This window comes from Cryomorphaceae bacterium, assembly GCA_007695365.1.
Taxonomy (GTDB): Bacteria; Bacteroidota; Bacteroidia; order Flavobacteriales_D; family SKUL01; genus SKUL01.
The window spans coordinates 1-15430 of the sequence record REDV01000039.1 but is presented as its reverse complement, the minus strand read 5'-3'; the positions used below and the strand labels follow the sequence as shown (position 1 = coordinate 15430).

Sequence of the window (15430 nt, the reverse complement as noted above, 5' to 3'; positions counted from 1 at the left end):
TACCCCAAGTTGGATGGCATTGGCTATTTTTACCCCATGTATCAAATGCCTTTTTTATCAAAATCATATCTGCGGCTCAGGTACTTGCTGAGCAACTGCGGGTCGGCCGTGGTGACCGTGCACAAAAATCCCGACGGCGACGCTATGGGCTCAGGCCTTGCATGGTATCACATTCTTAAAAAATGGGCAATCAATGCACAGATCATCGTACCCAATGATTACCCCGCATTTCTGCATTTTTTACCCGGAAACGACGATGTAATCATCTTTGAGCGCGAGCGCGATAAGGCTATTCCGCTGATTGAGGATGCAGATGTAATCTTTGCGTTGGACTACAACGATTTCGGTCGCACAGGCGAAATGGGAGATTTTCTGGCGTCTTCAAAAGCCAAAAAAGTGCTGATTGATCACCACCTGGATCCGGTTGTACAGCTCGACATGATGTTCAGTAACCCGAAATCCTGCGCCACAGCAGAAATGGTGTACAACCTGATGGAGGGTATGGAGCTTTTGGAAATGCTGGATGCTGATATCGCCACATGCATCTATACAGGCCTTGTAACCGATACCGGTTCGTTTCGTTTTCCGAGCACCAGCCATTATACCCACCGTATAGCGGCTCATCTCATTCAGTTGGGAGTCAACAACGGGGCAGTTCATCGCCACCTGAGCGACAACAACTCCGAAACCATGCTCAAAATGCGAGGTCATGTGCTCAGCAACAATCTGGTGGTTTTTCCGGAGTACAAAGCTGCATACATCTGGCTCACGCGCAAAGAGCAGGAAAAATATGATACAAAGCCCGGAGACACTGAGGGCCTTGTGAACGAGGCGCTATCCATCAAAGGTGTTGTGATGGCAGCTTTCTTCAAGGAGGACTACAAAATGATAAAGATTTCCTTTCGATCTCTGGGAACCTTCCCTGTTAATGAGTTATCAGCGAAGCACTTCAACGGTGGCGGTCACATCAACGCGGCCGGAGGGAACTCGCTCGACAGCCTCAAAGACACAATGGCCCGGTTTGGATCAATCTTACCGGAGTATAAAAAGTTACTGGATGCCACGGATTAGCCTCTTTTATGCTGGATGCATTGCTTTGCTGATGCTGGGCGCATGCCGCGAAAAACGACAGCACCCTATACAGGGTATGAGCAATGCCGAAATGAAGGAGTTGTTGATGGAGAGCAGCAAATACCACGCTCAACAGGAGGATAAAAAAATCAACGCCTACCTTGAGGAACGGACTGAGACCATGACGGTATCGCCTACTGGACTTCGATACCGCATTTATCGCAATGATGAAGCCTGCGACTCCATTCTAGCGGATCAGAGGGTGGTGCTCAACTACGAGGTAAGATTGCTGGATGGCACGCTCTGCTACACTTCCGAAAAAACAGGTCCGCGCTCTTTTGTGGTGGATCACGACGATGTTGAGTCGGGACTGCACGAAGGTGTAAAATACATGTGCCATGGTGATAGCGCGGTTATGTTACTGCCCAGCTACCTGGCCCACGGCCTTACGGGCGACGGACAGAAAATCCCTTCCAACAGTCCGGTATTGTATTACCTGCGTGTTTTTCCCCGCTAATGCAAAGCAGATGGAGCATAGTTTTATTGGTGGCGATGCTGGCCTGCAAAGCTCCGGTGTATCCCGATTACGATGAAGTGGCCTCAGGGCTCCATATGAAACTGCAGGCCTTTGATACCGATCTGGATCTATCGGCGCCGTGCGATGTTTTCGAACTCGGGTTGAAAAGCCCGGATACTGCCATGACGCAGGCCTTTGAAACCCGAAAAGTTGACAACCTTCCCTATTGGATTTATGCAGATGACCCAATGCTTATCATGTTGACTCGTTATCTGGACCACATGAAACCCGGAGACAGCGCAACTTTCATAGACCATCGGCCGGGGGTAGTGGGTACTGCCGATACCATTGAAGTCACCATAACCTGGAAGGGTTGCTTTGGTCATGACGATTTCTCCAGACACTTTGAAAGGTGGTTACTGGAAAGAGAAATGATGGAGGAACAACGCTTGCGCGAGAAAGCATTGGACGGTGGGTTTACTTCAACGTTGATCCATCCCGCTGTGGTTTACAGAATAGAAGCGAGTGGCGAGGGCGAGCCGCTGCGTTACGGCGATGTAATTGGCATTCGCTACACAGGTTATTTTCTTACAGGCCAGCTATTTGATGACCAATTCCTCACGGGCGAATCGCTGGTTTTTCAGCTAGGCAGCGAGGGGCAAATACTTACAGGCCTGGAATACGGACTTATTGGGGCACGACGCGGCGAAACACGCACCATTGTTGTTCCCTCTTTATTTGCCTTTGGCGAAAACGGCTCTTCTACCGGTATCATTCCGCCCTTTACACCGCTCATGTACCGCATAACCATTGACTCCGACGAGGGCTTCTTGCCCTGAGCTTGATCCGCAAATGACTTTACATTTTTTCAAACCTTTTGATAACAGCATCGTACGCATGAGGCAAATAGTCCATGCTAACCATGAAGAAACTGTTGATTTTAACCCCTCTGTTTGCCCTATACGTAAGCAATGTGCAGGCTCAATTCGCATTGGGGGCAGCCACGGGCAATTACAATCCAACACAATCAGTTTGGCTAAATCCATCGTCTATTGTGGGTACCGCCGCGTATCGCGACATTCAGTTGGTGGGCGTGGGGTTGTCGCTCGACAATAACATGGTGTTCATGCCCGGACGTTCCTTCAGATTGTTGGGCGGAGCAGAACAATACGATGGATCTGTGGAGCCTCAACAGAATAGAGGGCCTTCAAGTCATTTTGGTCATCTGGATGTTTTTGCCGCCGGTCCTTCGTTTACCGGGGTATTCGGACGATTTGCGCTGGGCGTCCACACTGGGGTTCGTTCAAGTGTGGGTTTTAATGGGGTGAGCCCGGAAATGGCCAACTATATTTTTCAAGGATTGGGATACGAGCCACAGCGGGACATGGTTCACGAGTTGAGCAATGCCGGTGTGTCAGCTGCTGCATGGGCAGAGGCCGGAATAACCCTTGGGGCATCTATTGTGCAGCAGGGAAAAAATGCCCTGCACGTGGCGCTTACCCCGCGAAGATTGATGGGAATAGGCGCTGCTTCCTTGCGCGTTGACGATATGCGTTTTGAGGTAGGTGATTCCTCAAACTTCAACCTTTACAACCTGAATGCGGGTGTGGCATGGACAGAGCCGGGCTTAAACGCCGGAGTTGGCTGGGGTCTGAACGCCGGGTTTACCTTTATTCGGTACAAAGAAGAGATGGACCGGTACACCGCATTTTCGCGTGAACAGCAATGCCAAACCGCCGAGTACCAGTACCGCGTGGGTTTTTCCGTACTCGATATGGGAAGCATCCGTTTCAGCAACCGCGCTTCTCACTGGGATGTTGCCGGATTGCAAGTGTCAATGGATGATTTCAACAATGAAATGCCGGGCAATATGGAACAACTCGATTCAATGATTACTGCTTCCGGGCAAATGTCTGAATCAGTGTCCTTCAGAATGTCTTTACCCACCATGCTCAGCTTACAGTTTGACTACAACCTGGGCAAAGGTTTCTTTGTTGCAGGAGTCTGGATGCAAGGAGTAGGAGGAGGACGCGATTTTTCCATGCAGCGCGCTTCGCTCATCAATGTGACGCCGCGTTTTGAGCTGCGCCGCTTTGAGGTTTCGCTTCCGTTTACGCTTGCGCAATACCAGCACCCGCGAATGGGAATTGCATTCAGATTCAATAGTATTGTTATCGGTACCGACCGTCTGGGTCCGCTGTTTTTCCGCAGCGATGTGTTTGGAATGGACGCCTATGTGGCACTCAAATACACCATTTTTAAAAGTCAGCGTTGCAAAGGGCGTGTAAAGTCACGCGGAAAAATGGATTCTACAGCCGGCATTCCTTGTCCTACCTGGGATTAGATCTTGCCAATGAGGAAAATCACAGGCACCTTGTGCAGGTTTGGAGTACTTTTTTGCCAGTCTTGAATGCTTCGGGTATTGATGCATTCATCTGCTTGCGAAATGGCGCGTGCGATACACAGCATGGTGCTTGATCCGCAGCTCTTGAGAATATCATCCAGCAGGGCATTGTTTCGAAAAGGGGTTTCCATGAAAATCTGGGTGTACCCCGTTCGGTGCGCCTGGCTTTCCAATTCCCTGATTTTTTTCGATCGATCAGCCCCTTCGCGCGGCAGGTAGCCGTGAAAGCTAAATTGTTGGCCGTTAAAACCGCTGGCCATCAGCGCCATAAAAATAGAACCCGGGCCAATCAGCGGAATCACCCGCATTCCCATTTGGTGTGCCATGCTCACCACTGAGCCTCCGGGGTCTGCTACGCCGGGTAAACCGGCCTCCGATATGACCCCTGCGTCTGTACCCGATTTCATGGTGCTCCACAATCTTGACAGCGATTCGGGGGTAGCGTGTTTGCCCATTTCGTAAAACGTGCAATCGTCTATGGCAACTTCAGGCAATAGTTTTCGCAGGTAGCGCCGCGCATGCTTGAGGTTTTCCACCACAAATACCCTAAGATGAGCAATTCGCTCCGTTTCGGCAAGAGGCACCTGATGACTGTTGTAGCTGCCATCAATGGGTGAGGGGATGAGGTAGAGTGTGGATTTAACGGGCAAGGTCTTCAACAATTTTATCACAGGCTGCATCCAGCAATTCAAAGACACGCTGAAATCCGGACTCTCCGCCGAAATAAGGGTCGGGAACGGACTCATTGCTGCCGGGGTTGAGCGTGTTTAGAATGAACTCTACTTTTTTCATCTGTTCTGGGTGCGAGCTCACTTTTGCAACATTGTTGTAGTTGCTCTGATCCATTACGAAAATGCGATCAAAAGCTTCAAAGTCTGTCACTTTAAACTGCCTTGCCCTCAAATAGGAAATGTCTATTCCATTTTTCAAAGCGTTGGCTTGTGAGCGTTCGTCGGGTGGCTCTCCGATGTGATAATTGCCCGTACCGCAAGAGTCTATTTCAATGTCGAGGTTTTGGGCGTCTGCTTTTTCGCGCAGGATGGCTTCCGCCAGCGGGCTGCGGCATATGTTTCCCAGGCAAACCATCAAAATCTTCATCGCTCTGTTTTTTTGATTACTACAAAAAAGAAATCACCGCACGGAGCGGTGATTTCAATGATTGTCCGCACGAAGTGGGATTATTGAATGCTGAGTTTTTTCTCAAGGTCCTCCAGGTATTTTCGGAAGTTTTTGTCCGTTTCGGTAAGGTTTTTTACCGTGCGACACGCGTGCAGCACAGTTGCGTGATCCTTACCTCCACAGTGTAATCCGATGTTTGCCAGACTGGACTTGGTCATCTTTTTGGCAAAGTACATGGCAATCTGGCGTGCCTGCACAACCTCGCGCTTGCGGGTTTTTGACTTCAGCAACTCAATAGGCAGGTCAAAGTAATCGCACACCACCTTTTGGATGTAATCAATTGAGACCTCCCTCGCGGTATTCTTCACAAACTTGTCAATCATCTGCTTGGCGAGATCAAGGTTGATGGACTTTTTGTTGAGTGAAGACTGCGCCATCAATGAAATCATGGCTCCTTCCAGTTCGCGAATATTGGTGGTGATGCTGTAGGCGAGGTATTCAACCACATCCTTAGGCAACTCAATACCGTCGGCGTACATTTTCTTTTCCAGAATGGCAATACGGGTTTCCAGTCCGGGAGGCTGTAAATCTGCTGATAGCCCCCACTTGAAGCGAGAGAGCAGGCGTTGCTCCATTCCTTGCATTTCAACCGGAGCCTTGTCGGAGGTGAGCACAATTTGTTTCCCTGCCTGGTGCAGTGAGTTGAATATATGGAAGAAAACGTCCTGCGTCTTTTCCTTTCCGGAGAAGAATTCCACATCGTCAATGATGAGCACGTCCATCATCTGGTAGAAGTGGCAGAAGTCGTTTACCGTATTGTTTTTCACCGCATCAATAAACTGCTGGGTGAATTTATCGCTCGAAACGTAGAGAACTGTTTTGTTGGGACTGAGATTCTTGATTTCAATCCCGATAGCATGGGCAAGGTGGGTTTTCCCCAAACCTGAGCCACCGTATATAAGCAGCGGGTTAAACGCTGTTCCTCCAGGTTTTTTGGCAACCGCGTATCCGGCAGAACGGGCAAGTCGATTGCAATCACCTTCAATGAGGTTTTCAAAAGAGTAATTGGGGTTGAGGTTCGAATCCACGTTGATTTTCCTCAATCCCGGAATAATGAATGGGTTCTTGATGGATTTTCCGCCAAGATCCAGAGGCATGGTTACCGGCTCATTTTTTACCGCCCGCGAGTTGCTGGTAGGAATTTTCACAGTGTAAGGGTTGGAACCCCGTGCCGTGTTTTCCATCACGATAGAGTATTCCAGTCGGCCTTCGTCGCCAAGCACACGCTTGATGACCTTTTTAAGAAGGCCGATATAGTGTTCTTCCAACCATTCGTAGAAGAATTGCGAGGGAACTTGAATGGTGAGGATGTTCTTGTCGAACTTGACAGGCTGAATAGGATCGAACCACGTTTTGTAGGCTTGGAGGCTCACGTTGTCCTTAATAATAGAGAGGCAGTCTTCCCAAATTTTCACATGTTTTTTAGTCATCGGATTAAATCCTTGTTAGTCGGTTAGTAGTACGTGTCGAAAGGTTGTAATAACCTGTATGACAAGGGTCTCCTCGCTAAATCCCTTGCTTTTGAAGATGGGCAAAGGTTTGGAGAAAAAAGTTTAAAAAAAAATCCGAGCCCCCTTGATTTTTTCAAAAGTTTTACATCCCTCACCCCTCGGTTAGAATGTCTTTTTTCTCTGGTAATTCGCCCGAAAACCTTTCGGCGTTCAATATTAACAAATGTTTGTGAATTGCATTGTTTTTTTTTCGGCTTTCTCGAATTGGCCGCGTTTACAGCAAGTTTTGGTGCCAATTTTCTTTTTTCCACATCTTCATGCGACCCATTACTTTTGTGTCCACGCATTTCAACTCTACCAAAAACCTGATTCATGATTGAGCACCGCACACAAATAAGGGTACGCTACGCCGAAACCGACCGAATGGGCTTTGTATATTATGGTAATTACGCCACCTATTTTGAGGTAGCGCGGGTTGAGATGCTCCGGTCGCTGGGCATTAGCTACCGCGAATTGGAAGATCAAGGTGTGCTCTTGCCTGTGGTAGATTTCAAAGTGAGTTACCTGCAGCCGGCGCGTTACGATGATTTGCTGGATATCCAAACCCGAATCTCTGTACTGCCCACGGCCAGAATTACTTTTTCCTACGAAACTCGTAATCAGGAAGGGGTGCTCTTGAATGAAGCCGAAACCACCCTGGTGTTTGTGGATGCCCATTCGGGCCGACCCCGGAAAGCACCGGATGACTTGCTTAAAGTGTTTTCAGAAAAGCTCGGTTAGCTAGTCGTCCTGCAGTTTGTTAAGCCTCAGTTCCTGGATTTCAGCGGAACCTTTCGTAAAGGATTCCAGTTTTTCTCGGGGCACCTTTACCCTCATCTCGCAGGAGAGTTCAAATTTGTGCGCTGAAGTTTCGAGTTCAAGTTGTTTTACCAGGCTCATCACGTCGTTCATTGCGGCATAGGGAAAAAGCAATTGGTAGCTCGAAACCACATCAAGGGTTAAGATATGGGATTGATTGAGTGCTGCTTCGGCTGCGGCTCTGTAGGCCTGAATCAATCCGCCCACACCGAGTTTTGTGCCCCCGAAGTACCTCACTACCACCACCAGCGTTCCGGTAAGCTCGAGCTTTTCAATTTGTGAGAGAATGGGTTTGCCTGCGCTGTAGGTGGGTTCGCCGTCATCGTTAGCCCGCATCCTTATATCGTCCACCCCCAGCACCCAGCCGTAGCAGTGGTGTCGCCCTTGGTGGTGCAGTTTGCGCAACTCTTCGAGGCGTTGGTTGATGTCGCTTTCGTTTGTCACCGGAAAGGCAAAGCCCAAAAACTTACTCCCTTTTTCCTTGTAGAGTCCTTCCGAGGGCGACGCGATGGTGCGATATTGCAAAACAGCACCCTCCATACTACCAGGATGTCATAATGATGATGGCCAGAATAGATACACCGATTCCGAGCCAGTTGCGTTTCGAAAGCACTTCGCCAAAGGCCATGAGCCCGGCAAGCGAAGAGGCTGCCACAACACCCATGTTTGCCAACGGAAATACCACCGAACTTTCCGCGCCATCGCTGGATAAAGCCTGCCATATGAAATAAATGGAGCCGTAATTAACCACGCCAAGGAGTACACCGCCGGCCAGACTTCGGGTACGCGATGTGTCGGTGGCCTGCTTTTTTCTGTTGATGAAAGGCGTAATAAGCAGACCCCATAAAAAGGCCATCAGAAAAATGGAGGGAATAAAGTACAATTGGTCTTCGCGCGGAACAACCCTTCCCTCGGCGTACTTCAAAAGGGTGTCGAGCATTCCCGAGCCGAGAAAAAGAATCACCGGAAAAATAAGCAGCTGAACCGGAGCCTTGCCTTTCCGCTCCTTTATGCTCGCCATCCAGATCCCCACCAGAGCCATGGTAATTCCAGCGATTTTTTGAAAAGTAACCGCATCGCCGTACAACACAATGGCCGCCGAAACTGGTACCACCACACTCATTTTGCTTGCCACCGATGCCACCGATAGTCCGATGTTTTGCGCGATGTATGCCATCAAATGAAACAGCGTGATGAACATAAAGCCCATCAGCGCACTCAGCCAAAACCAGGGCTTTTGGTACACGAGGAACAAATCAACAGAACGCGGCAGCAACATAGAGCCGAACAGCGCGGCTATGAGGTAATTCACCACAATGGCCTGGCCTGTGCTCAGCCTGTAGCGCTCAAAGAGCTTGAACAACACAAACAGCAGGGTAGAGCAGAGTACGCTCAGGGCTATGTATATGAGCATCATTGCGGTATAATGTGTTCAATCCTGTCACCGCCAAAAGTGTATCGCCGCACACTTTTACCCTTGATGCTGGGCGTTGGGAGGCCCTTGCCGAAGCGCACATTTCCACTAATAAGGCGTGCCTCATCCCAGCATTCGGAATCCAGAAATCCCTGCAGCGTAGCAGCCCCACCTTCAACCAATACCGATTGAATGTGGTGTTGGTGGCACCAATCCATTATTTGGGGTACAACAGATTGGGCAAAATCAAGCTTTACCCATTGCACATGGGATTCGGATCCGCTCTTTTTTGCGTTGAACACCACTGTTTGGGCGTCTTGGCTGAAAAGTGCCGCATCGGCTGGCACAGAACAGTTCTTGTCAATCAACAACCTAAGCGGATTTGGGCCGCTCACCTGTCTGGTTGTGAGGGATGGATTGTCAACCTGCGCGGTTCGTGTTCCAATAAGTATGGCGCTTTCTTCTGCACGCCATTGGTGGGTGAGTATGGCGGTTTCATGCGCTGAAATCCAGCGAATTCCTTTTTCATCTTCATTGCGTGGTGGGTCCATGAAGCCATCCTGACTTTGCACAGCTTTTAGGATTACGTAGGGCCGTTTTTTGTTGTGAAAAGTGAAGAAACGGCGGTTCATCCGGCTTCCTTCTTCTTCACAAACTCCTGAAACAACCTCAATTCCTGCGAGCTGCAGTTTTTCAATGCCTTTTCCATTCACTGCTTCAAACGGATCACGGTTGGCAATCACCACTTTTGGAATACCCGATTCTACAATCAGTTCTGCACAAGGTGGCGTTTTTCCGTGGTGGGCACAAGGCTCAAGACTAACGTAAAGCGTTGAATGCTTTAAAAGTTCAGGGTCCGAAACAGAGCGAATGGCGAACACCTCGGCATGCGGACCTCCGTATTGGTGGTGATACCCTTCACCAATAATTCGATTTTTATTAACAATAACACAACCAACCAGTGGGTTAGGGGCAACAAAGCCTAAACCCATACGGGCCAACTGAAAGCAGCGTTGCATGTACTTGTTTTCCACGGCGCGAAGATAGCCAAAGGAAAGCGGGTTGTTAATATTTATTGACACCATGTAGTTCTGTGTTTGTGAACTTTTAGGCACCTTGCAATGTTTTCGTTATCAGACGAAAATCGAACCATGACGCTGACCGACATACCTATGCGCAATGCAGTTTCGATGCTCTACGTTATGCGTCAGGAGTTATCTGGCGTGTATTCCATGACTGAACTGGAGTCCCTCATTCAACGCACATTCAAGGAGCTCCTCAACATGGACAGAATGGCACTTATGCTGCGACCCGAAACCCCTGTTGATGAGCAGGTTCTTGAGCGCTTTGCTGAGGTGATTGATAGACTCAAAAAGGAAGAGCCCATTCAGTACATTTTCGGCTACACGGATTTTTACGGGATTCATCTCGACGTGAAGCCGGGGGTGTTGATTCCCAGGCCTGAAACCGAAGAATTGGTGCACTGGATGCTGGCCGAAGAACAACATCGCACGGGCAAAACCATCAGGGTGCTCGACATCGGAACCGGCAGCGGTTGTATCGCCACGGCACTTGCCAAAAAATGGAATCACGCCGAAGTGTGGGCCACGGATGTTTCGGATGTTGCGCTTGACCTGGCGAGAAAAAATGCCCGGAGTAACAACATGAAGATTCAATTTGTAAAGGCGAGCATTCTTAACGGCGAGCCGGAACATGCAGGCATGTTTGACATCATCGTGAGCAATCCACCCTACGTTACACGCAATCAGATGCCTGAAATGAAGCGGAATGTGCTGGATTTTGAGCCACACCTCGCGCTATTTGCTGAAGGAAAAGACCCATTGTTGTTTTACCGAGCCATTGCCCGCTATTGCCAAAAACATCTTAAACCTGACGGCAGCCTGTACCTGGAAATCAATGAGGATTTGCCCGCCGATACCACCGATTTGCTGGGGTCGTTTAACTTTACCGAAACTTCCGTCCGAAAAGACCTGAACGGACGTTACAGAATGGTAAAGGCTGCCTGGTAAATGACAATTCGCTTTTTTGCTCTTTGTTTGATGCTGTTTTGCCCGGCTGTAAGCCCGGCGCAAAATAAACCTTTCGGCCAGTGGGGTCTTTTCTCCTTGGACAGGCCTTTTCCGGAGCCTGAAGCCAAGAGATTTGTGCCCCTGGTGCAACTAGATGGAAGTACCATGTTTGTAGGCAAACGCTCCGTTCGGTTGGGCGGACTGAAAGCGGGAGTAATGGATCGCGAACTTGGCATTTCGGCCGGAATAGGGTTCTATGCCTTTACCAATCGGCTGCGGCGCGATCCCGGCTTTGTGGACGAAATCGGAAAGACCACCAACATTGAGTCTGATTTTGGATTGATTACCCTCTTTTTGCAGCCGCGGGTATTCGAAAATCGAAGGTTTTTGGTCACTGCGCCCATCAGCTATGGTTTTGGCGGTGTGGACCAGTTTTACCAAACCGAGGTGGGCTCTTTGCGTTTTCTTCGAAGTTTTCGCGTAAGTGTGCTTTCATTGAACGGAGCTGCTGAGTTCAGGGTTTTCTACTGGTTGGCATTTGGTGGGGGCCTGGGTTACCAGTTTTTTGGAGCCGCTGACAGCCAGCTTCAACGCGAATATTCTGGCTTTAGCTACCACCTCCGACTGAAAATTGATATCATTGACCTTTATAAAACGGTACAGTTTCAAACCCGAAAAGAGTGAAGTATGGGGCCTGATGAAGCACAGCAGCGAATGGCACAATTGGCCAGGGAGATTCATTACCACAATCATCGGTACTATGTGCTGAGTGATCCTGAAATCAGTGATTTTGAGTTCGACAATATGCTGCGCGAATTGCATGATTTGGAAGCGCAGTATCCCTTGTTTGCCGATCCCGATTCTCCCACGCAAAGGGTGGGGGGTGACATCACGCATAAGTTCGAAAAAGTAAAGCACCGCTGGCCGATGATGTCGCTTTCCAATACCTACAGTAAGGAGGAAGTGGTAGAATGGGAAGCCCGTATCAAAAAGACCCTTGAGGATGAGGTAGTGTACGCTTGCGAGTTGAAGTACGACGGAGTTGCAATCGGCTGTACCTACCGCAACGGTCGATTGGTGCAGGCGTTGACGCGCGGCGACGGAACCACCGGTGAAAATATATCTACCAACGTAAAAACCATCCGATCCATTCCCCTTGTTCTCAAAGGTGACGATGTACCCGAAGAACTCGAGGTTCGCGGTGAGATATTCTTCCCTTTTGACGCTTTTGAAGCCTTGAATACGCGGCGCGAGGAAAATGGCGAACCCGTTTTTGCCAATCCGCGCAATACGGCTTCGGGCACCCTCAAACTACAGGATTCGTCCGTAGTGGCAGAGCGCGGATTGGATTGTTTCATGTACCAGGTTTTGGGCGAGCGATTGCCGTTTCTCACCCACAAAGAAAATTTTGAATACGCCAGAAAGCTTGGTTTCAAGGTTCCATCCCAGGCCGACAATATGTTTGCCCTTTGCCGCAACATAGATGAAATCATGGAGTTTGTGGCCTTTTGGGACCAACAGCGTACTTCACTGCCCTTTGCCATCGATGGTGTGGTGATCAAGGTAAACGATTACCGCCAGCAGGAAGAATTGGGTTTTACCGCCAAATCTCCCCGCTGGGCCATCGCCTACAAGTTTAAGGCGGAGAAAGTTCCCACCATATTGGAAGACGTGCTGTACCAGGTTGGGCGCACAGGAGCTATTACACCCGTGGCCCAATTGCGCCCTGTGCTGCTCGCCGGAACGGTGGTGAAAAGGGCGTCACTGCACAATGCCGATCAGATTGCCAAGCTCGATTTGCGCATTGGCGACCGCGTATTTGTGGAAAAAGGCGGTGAAATCATCCCCAAGGTGGTAGGTGTTGACCTTGAAGGGCGCGAGGGGATGAAAATCAGTCCGCTAGAATACATTGCGAATTGCCCGGAATGTGAAACTGAACTGGTTCGCAATGAAGGAGAAGCCCAGCACTTTTGCCCCAATGCAGAAGGATGTCCGCCGCAGATCGTAGGCCGCATGCAGCACTTTATTGGCCGCAAAGCCATGAACATAGAAGGTCTGGGCGAAGAAACCATTGAACAACTTTACCGCGAGAGTCTTATCAGCAATCCGGCCGACCTGTACGACCTGACCAAAGAGCAATTGCTTCCACTGGAGCGCATGGCTACGAAGTCGGTAGTGAACCTGCTCGCGGGTTTGGAGGCATCCAAAGAGGTGCCTTATGAGCGTGTGCTTTTTGCGCTGGGCATCCGCTACGTGGGCGAAACCGTGGCACGTAAACTGGCCAAAGCCTTTCCCGACGTTGACAAACTTGCTTCCGCAACCATTCAAGAGCTCGTAGAGGTGAACGAAATAGGCGAGCGCATCGCACAAAGCGTGGTGGACTATTTCGGCAATGAGCAAAACCGGCACATGGTTCAGCGCCTCCGCGAAAAAGGTCTTAACTTTGAAAGCGCAGAAGACGCGCTTCCTGTAAGCGAAAAACTCAAGGGTACCACATTCGTTATCAGTGGAGTTTTTCAGTATCACTCGCGCGATGGACTCAAACGGATGATTGAACAACACGGGGGTAAAAATGTGGGCTCTATCAGCGCCAAAACCACCCATGTGCTGGCCGGCGACAACATGGGGCCGGCCAAGCGCAATAAGGCTGCCGACCTTGGTATTCCGCTTATTTCCGAAAACGAATTCCTGGAGATGATTGGCGTATGATGTTGCCTGAATCCATATTGCGTATTACCAGCCGGTATTTTCTGGATTTAAAACCGGAATCCAAACGGCGTGTAAAGCTCCAAAACTTCAGTCAGGCGAGAAGCATTGGATTGCTCTACAAAGAGCGGGGTGAGTCGTTTTACATCCTGGTGAAACAGTATGTGAAGTATCTGAAGGAAGAGCACGGCATCCGTGATATCATGGCCTTTGCCTATATCGACGATAAGCAGATTCCGTTTTGGCATGTCCACAAACTGGAGTTTGATTATTTCTCAAAGCCCGATCTCGACTGGCGGTTGAAGCCGGTAGGCCCGGCCGTAAACGATTTCATCCATCGTGATTTTGATATCCTCATTGACTTTACCCAGGAGGACATCAAGCCACTGATGCACATACTGGCAAAGTCGAGGGCGCGGTTTAAGGTAGGCGCTTGGAACGAGCAAAAAGCAGAAATGCTCGATATGATGATAGACCTTCCGGCCAACAGTACTTTTGACCAGTACCAGCAAAAACTCAATCACTTTTTAACCATTCTGAATCGCAAAAAAGATGCACAGCCAGTTTAGCGGCATGGGCGTGGCCATGGTAACGCCATTTCATGCAAACGGAAAAATAGATTTCAAGTCGCTCGAAAAACTTACCCGCCATCTCATTCGTGGTAACACGGATTACCTGGTGGTGATGGGAACCACTGGTGAGTCGGTAACGCTTGAGGCTGAAGAACGCCGCGCTGTACTGGATTTTATTCTCGATATCAACGCCGGGCGATTGCCTGTGGTGTATGGAATGGGTGGGAATCACACCGCAGGTATTTTGCGCAGTATGGAGGCCATGAACTGGGAGGGGGTGGATGCCATTCTAAGCGTGAGTCCGTATTACAACAAGCCCACCCAAACAGGAATTGTGGCCCATTACAAGGCGCTCAATGAGCACACACCCCGCCCCATCATTATGTACAACGTGCCGGGCCGCACATCTTCGAACATGCTACCCGAAACCACGCTGTTGCTTGCCGAGGAGTGCAACAACATCATCGCCATCAAGGAGGCTTCGGGTAATCTTGAGCAATGCATGGACGTGATTGGGTATGCGCCCGACGATTTTCTGGTGATTTCGGGTGATGACTCGCTGGTGTTGCCATTTCTGGCGTGTGGTGGCGACGGCGTGATATCGGTGGTGGGAAATGCTTTTCCGCAGGAGTTCTCAGAAATGGTTCACGCGGGCCTTGACGGTGATTTTGACCACGCCCGTACCATTCACTACCGCTTGCTTTATATTATTCGTCAGCTCTTTGCAGAGGGCAATCCGGCCGGGATCAAACGCGCCTTAAAATTGCTTGCAATAACCGAAGAGCATGTGCGCCTGCCGCTTGCACCGATGTCTGAATCGGGGTCTGAAACCCTGCGCGGCATGTTGCGCGAAAGTGGCTTGGTGGCGCTGCCGGAGGGGTGAACCAGTCGTTGAGGATAACGGAGAAATCTTACGAGACGACGTGTGAACTGAATGAGATTTCTCCCCCGAAATGCTTCGGGGCAGGCTACTCCGTGCATCGTTCCTCAGCACTCCGGTCGAAATGACAAGGGGGGTGTGATTGGGGTTTATAATTGGCTTTTTTAATTTTTGTCATTTCGACCGAAGCAGCGACGCCAGGAGCTGCGTAGCGGAGAAATCTATTATGAGATAAAAGTGTGAATTGAATGAGATTTCTCCACTGCGTGCTTCGTACCTCAGCACTCCGGTCCAAATGACAAGGGGGGTGTGATTGGGGTTTATAATTGGCTTTTTTAATTTTTGTCA

The 15430-nt window shown here is 49.6% G+C and carries 16 protein-coding genes; 10 read left to right on the top strand and 6 right to left on the bottom strand.

What is annotated here, in order from left to right; all coding sequences use genetic code 11:
• The first annotated feature begins 45 nt into the window (after window positions 1-45).
• The 4 genes from EA392_01375 (at window position 46) to EA392_01360 (ending at window position 3932) form a co-directional block, all read left to right on the top strand.
• Window positions 46-1071, top strand: coding sequence for a bifunctional oligoribonuclease/PAP phosphatase NrnA (locus EA392_01375; GenBank protein TVR41585.1), 1026 nt, complete (start codon window positions 46-48; stop codon window positions 1069-1071).
• Window positions 1058-1588, top strand: coding sequence for a hypothetical protein (locus EA392_01370; GenBank protein ID TVR41567.1), 531 nt, complete (start codon window positions 1058-1060; stop codon window positions 1586-1588). The genes EA392_01375 and EA392_01370 overlap by 14 nt, the downstream gene beginning before the upstream one ends.
• On the top strand, window positions 1588-2427 hold the full coding sequence (locus EA392_01365) for an FKBP-type peptidyl-prolyl cis-trans isomerase (protein TVR41566.1): 840 nt from the start codon (window positions 1588-1590) through the stop codon (window positions 2425-2427). Before EA392_01370 ends, EA392_01365 begins: the two co-directional genes overlap by 1 nt.
• Window positions 2428-2501: 74 nt before the next feature.
• A complete protein-coding gene (locus tag EA392_01360) occupies window positions 2502-3932 on the top strand; it encodes a hypothetical protein (GenBank protein ID TVR41565.1) in 1431 nt (476 codons plus the stop codon).
• On the opposite strand, the gene EA392_01355 is transcribed toward EA392_01360, so the two are convergent.
• The 3 genes from EA392_01355 to dnaA all read right to left on the bottom strand — a co-directional run bounded on the left by EA392_01355 (window position 3929) and on the right by dnaA (window position 6601).
• Window positions 3929-4642, bottom strand: a complete 714-nt coding sequence (locus tag EA392_01355; protein ID TVR41564.1) for an SAM-dependent methyltransferase — start codon at window positions 4640-4642, stop codon at window positions 3929-3931. The two genes, EA392_01360 and EA392_01355, sit on opposite strands and share 4 nt — an antisense overlap.
• Window positions 4632-5090 (bottom strand): low molecular weight phosphotyrosine protein phosphatase, encoded by a 459-nt coding sequence (locus tag EA392_01350; GenBank protein TVR41563.1) that lies wholly within the window; start codon window positions 5088-5090, stop codon window positions 4632-4634. Before EA392_01350 ends, EA392_01355 begins: the two co-directional genes overlap by 11 nt.
• An 80-nt stretch (window positions 5091-5170) precedes the next feature.
• Window positions 5171-6601, bottom strand: coding sequence for a chromosomal replication initiator protein DnaA (dnaA, locus tag EA392_01345; protein TVR41562.1), 1431 nt, complete (start codon window positions 6599-6601; stop codon window positions 5171-5173).
• A 393-nt stretch (window positions 6602-6994) separates the two neighbouring features.
• Here dnaA and EA392_01340 point away from each other — a divergent pair, with 393 nt between their 5' ends.
• On the top strand, window positions 6995-7402 hold the full coding sequence (locus EA392_01340) for an acyl-CoA thioesterase (protein ID TVR41561.1): 408 nt from the start codon (window positions 6995-6997) through the stop codon (window positions 7400-7402).
• Here the strand turns inward: EA392_01340 and EA392_01335 are convergent, their stop codons facing one another.
• The 3 genes from EA392_01335 to ribD are packed head-to-tail and all read right to left on the bottom strand — an operon-like array spanning window position 7403 to window position 9979.
• Complete coding sequence (locus EA392_01335; protein TVR41560.1) at window positions 7403-8020, bottom strand: YigZ family protein; 618 nt, start codon at window positions 8018-8020, stop codon at window positions 7403-7405.
• A gap of 1 nt (window position 8021) precedes the next feature.
• Window positions 8022-8897, bottom strand: coding sequence for a DMT family transporter (locus EA392_01330; protein ID TVR41559.1), 876 nt, complete (start codon window positions 8895-8897; stop codon window positions 8022-8024).
• Complete coding sequence (gene ribD / locus EA392_01325) at window positions 8894-9979, bottom strand: bifunctional diaminohydroxyphosphoribosylaminopyrimidine deaminase/5-amino-6-(5-phosphoribosylamino)uracil reductase RibD (GenBank protein ID TVR41558.1); 1086 nt, start codon at window positions 9977-9979, stop codon at window positions 8894-8896. The genes EA392_01330 and ribD overlap by 4 nt, the downstream gene beginning before the upstream one ends.
• Window positions 9980-10015: 36 nt before the next feature.
• Between ribD and prmC the strand changes: the two genes are divergently transcribed.
• The 5 genes from prmC to EA392_01300 are packed head-to-tail and all read left to right on the top strand — an operon-like array spanning window position 10016 to window position 15085.
• Window positions 10016-10924, top strand: a complete 909-nt coding sequence (gene prmC / locus EA392_01320; protein TVR41557.1) for a peptide chain release factor N(5)-glutamine methyltransferase — start codon at window positions 10016-10018, stop codon at window positions 10922-10924.
• Window positions 10925-10954: 30 nt separating this feature from the next.
• The gene (locus EA392_01315) at window positions 10955-11608 is read left to right on the top strand and encodes a hypothetical protein (protein TVR41556.1); all 654 of its coding nucleotides are present in this window, start codon (window positions 10955-10957) and stop codon (window positions 11606-11608) included.
• A gap of 3 nt (window positions 11609-11611) precedes the next feature.
• Window positions 11612-13633 (top strand): NAD-dependent DNA ligase LigA, encoded by a 2022-nt coding sequence (ligA, locus tag EA392_01310; protein TVR41555.1) that lies wholly within the window; start codon window positions 11612-11614, stop codon window positions 13631-13633.
• Entirely contained in the window at window positions 13630-14199 is a 570-nt protein-coding gene (locus EA392_01305) for a hypothetical protein (GenBank protein TVR41554.1), read from the top strand. The genes ligA and EA392_01305 overlap by 4 nt, the downstream gene beginning before the upstream one ends.
• Window positions 14183-15085, top strand: a complete 903-nt coding sequence (locus EA392_01300) for a 4-hydroxy-tetrahydrodipicolinate synthase (GenBank protein TVR41553.1) — start codon at window positions 14183-14185, stop codon at window positions 15083-15085. Before EA392_01305 ends, EA392_01300 begins: the two co-directional genes overlap by 17 nt.
• The last annotated feature ends 345 nt before the right edge of the window (window positions 15086-15430 follow it).

Bases quoted from the DNA above. Each gene is read 5' to 3' on its own strand.
- EA392_01360 (TVR41565.1), top strand. From the start codon at position 2,502: ATGCTAACCATGAAGAAACTGTTGATTTTAACCCCTCTGTTTGCCCTA.
- EA392_01350 (TVR41563.1), bottom strand. From the start codon at position 5,090: ATGAAGATTTTGATGGTTTGCCTGGGAAACATATGCCGCAGCCCGCTG.
- EA392_01330 (TVR41559.1), bottom strand. From the start codon at position 8,897: ATGATGCTCATATACATAGCCCTGAGCGTACTCTGCTCTACCCTGCTG.
- ribD (TVR41558.1), bottom strand. From the start codon at position 9,979: ATGGTGTCAATAAATATTAACAACCCGCTTTCCTTTGGCTATCTTCGC.
- EA392_01335 (TVR41560.1), bottom strand. From the start codon at position 8,020: ATGGAGGGTGCTGTTTTGCAATATCGCACCATCGCGTCGCCCTCGGAA.
- EA392_01340 (TVR41561.1), top strand. From the start codon at position 6,995: ATGATTGAGCACCGCACACAAATAAGGGTACGCTACGCCGAAACCGAC.
- prmC (TVR41557.1), top strand. From the start codon at position 10,016: ATGTTTTCGTTATCAGACGAAAATCGAACCATGACGCTGACCGACATA.
- dnaA (TVR41562.1), bottom strand. From the start codon at position 6,601: ATGACTAAAAAACATGTGAAAATTTGGGAAGACTGCCTCTCTATTATT.
- EA392_01375 (TVR41585.1), top strand. From the start codon at position 46: ATGCCTTTTTTATCAAAATCATATCTGCGGCTCAGGTACTTGCTGAGC.
- EA392_01370 (TVR41567.1), top strand. From the start codon at position 1,058: ATGCCACGGATTAGCCTCTTTTATGCTGGATGCATTGCTTTGCTGATG.
- EA392_01365 (TVR41566.1), top strand. From the start codon at position 1,588: ATGCAAAGCAGATGGAGCATAGTTTTATTGGTGGCGATGCTGGCCTGC.
- EA392_01300 (TVR41553.1), top strand. From the start codon at position 14,183: ATGCACAGCCAGTTTAGCGGCATGGGCGTGGCCATGGTAACGCCATTT.
- EA392_01315 (TVR41556.1), top strand. From the start codon at position 10,955: ATGCTGTTTTGCCCGGCTGTAAGCCCGGCGCAAAATAAACCTTTCGGC.
- EA392_01305 (TVR41554.1), top strand. From the start codon at position 13,630: ATGATGTTGCCTGAATCCATATTGCGTATTACCAGCCGGTATTTTCTG.
- ligA (TVR41555.1), top strand. From the start codon at position 11,612: ATGGGGCCTGATGAAGCACAGCAGCGAATGGCACAATTGGCCAGGGAG.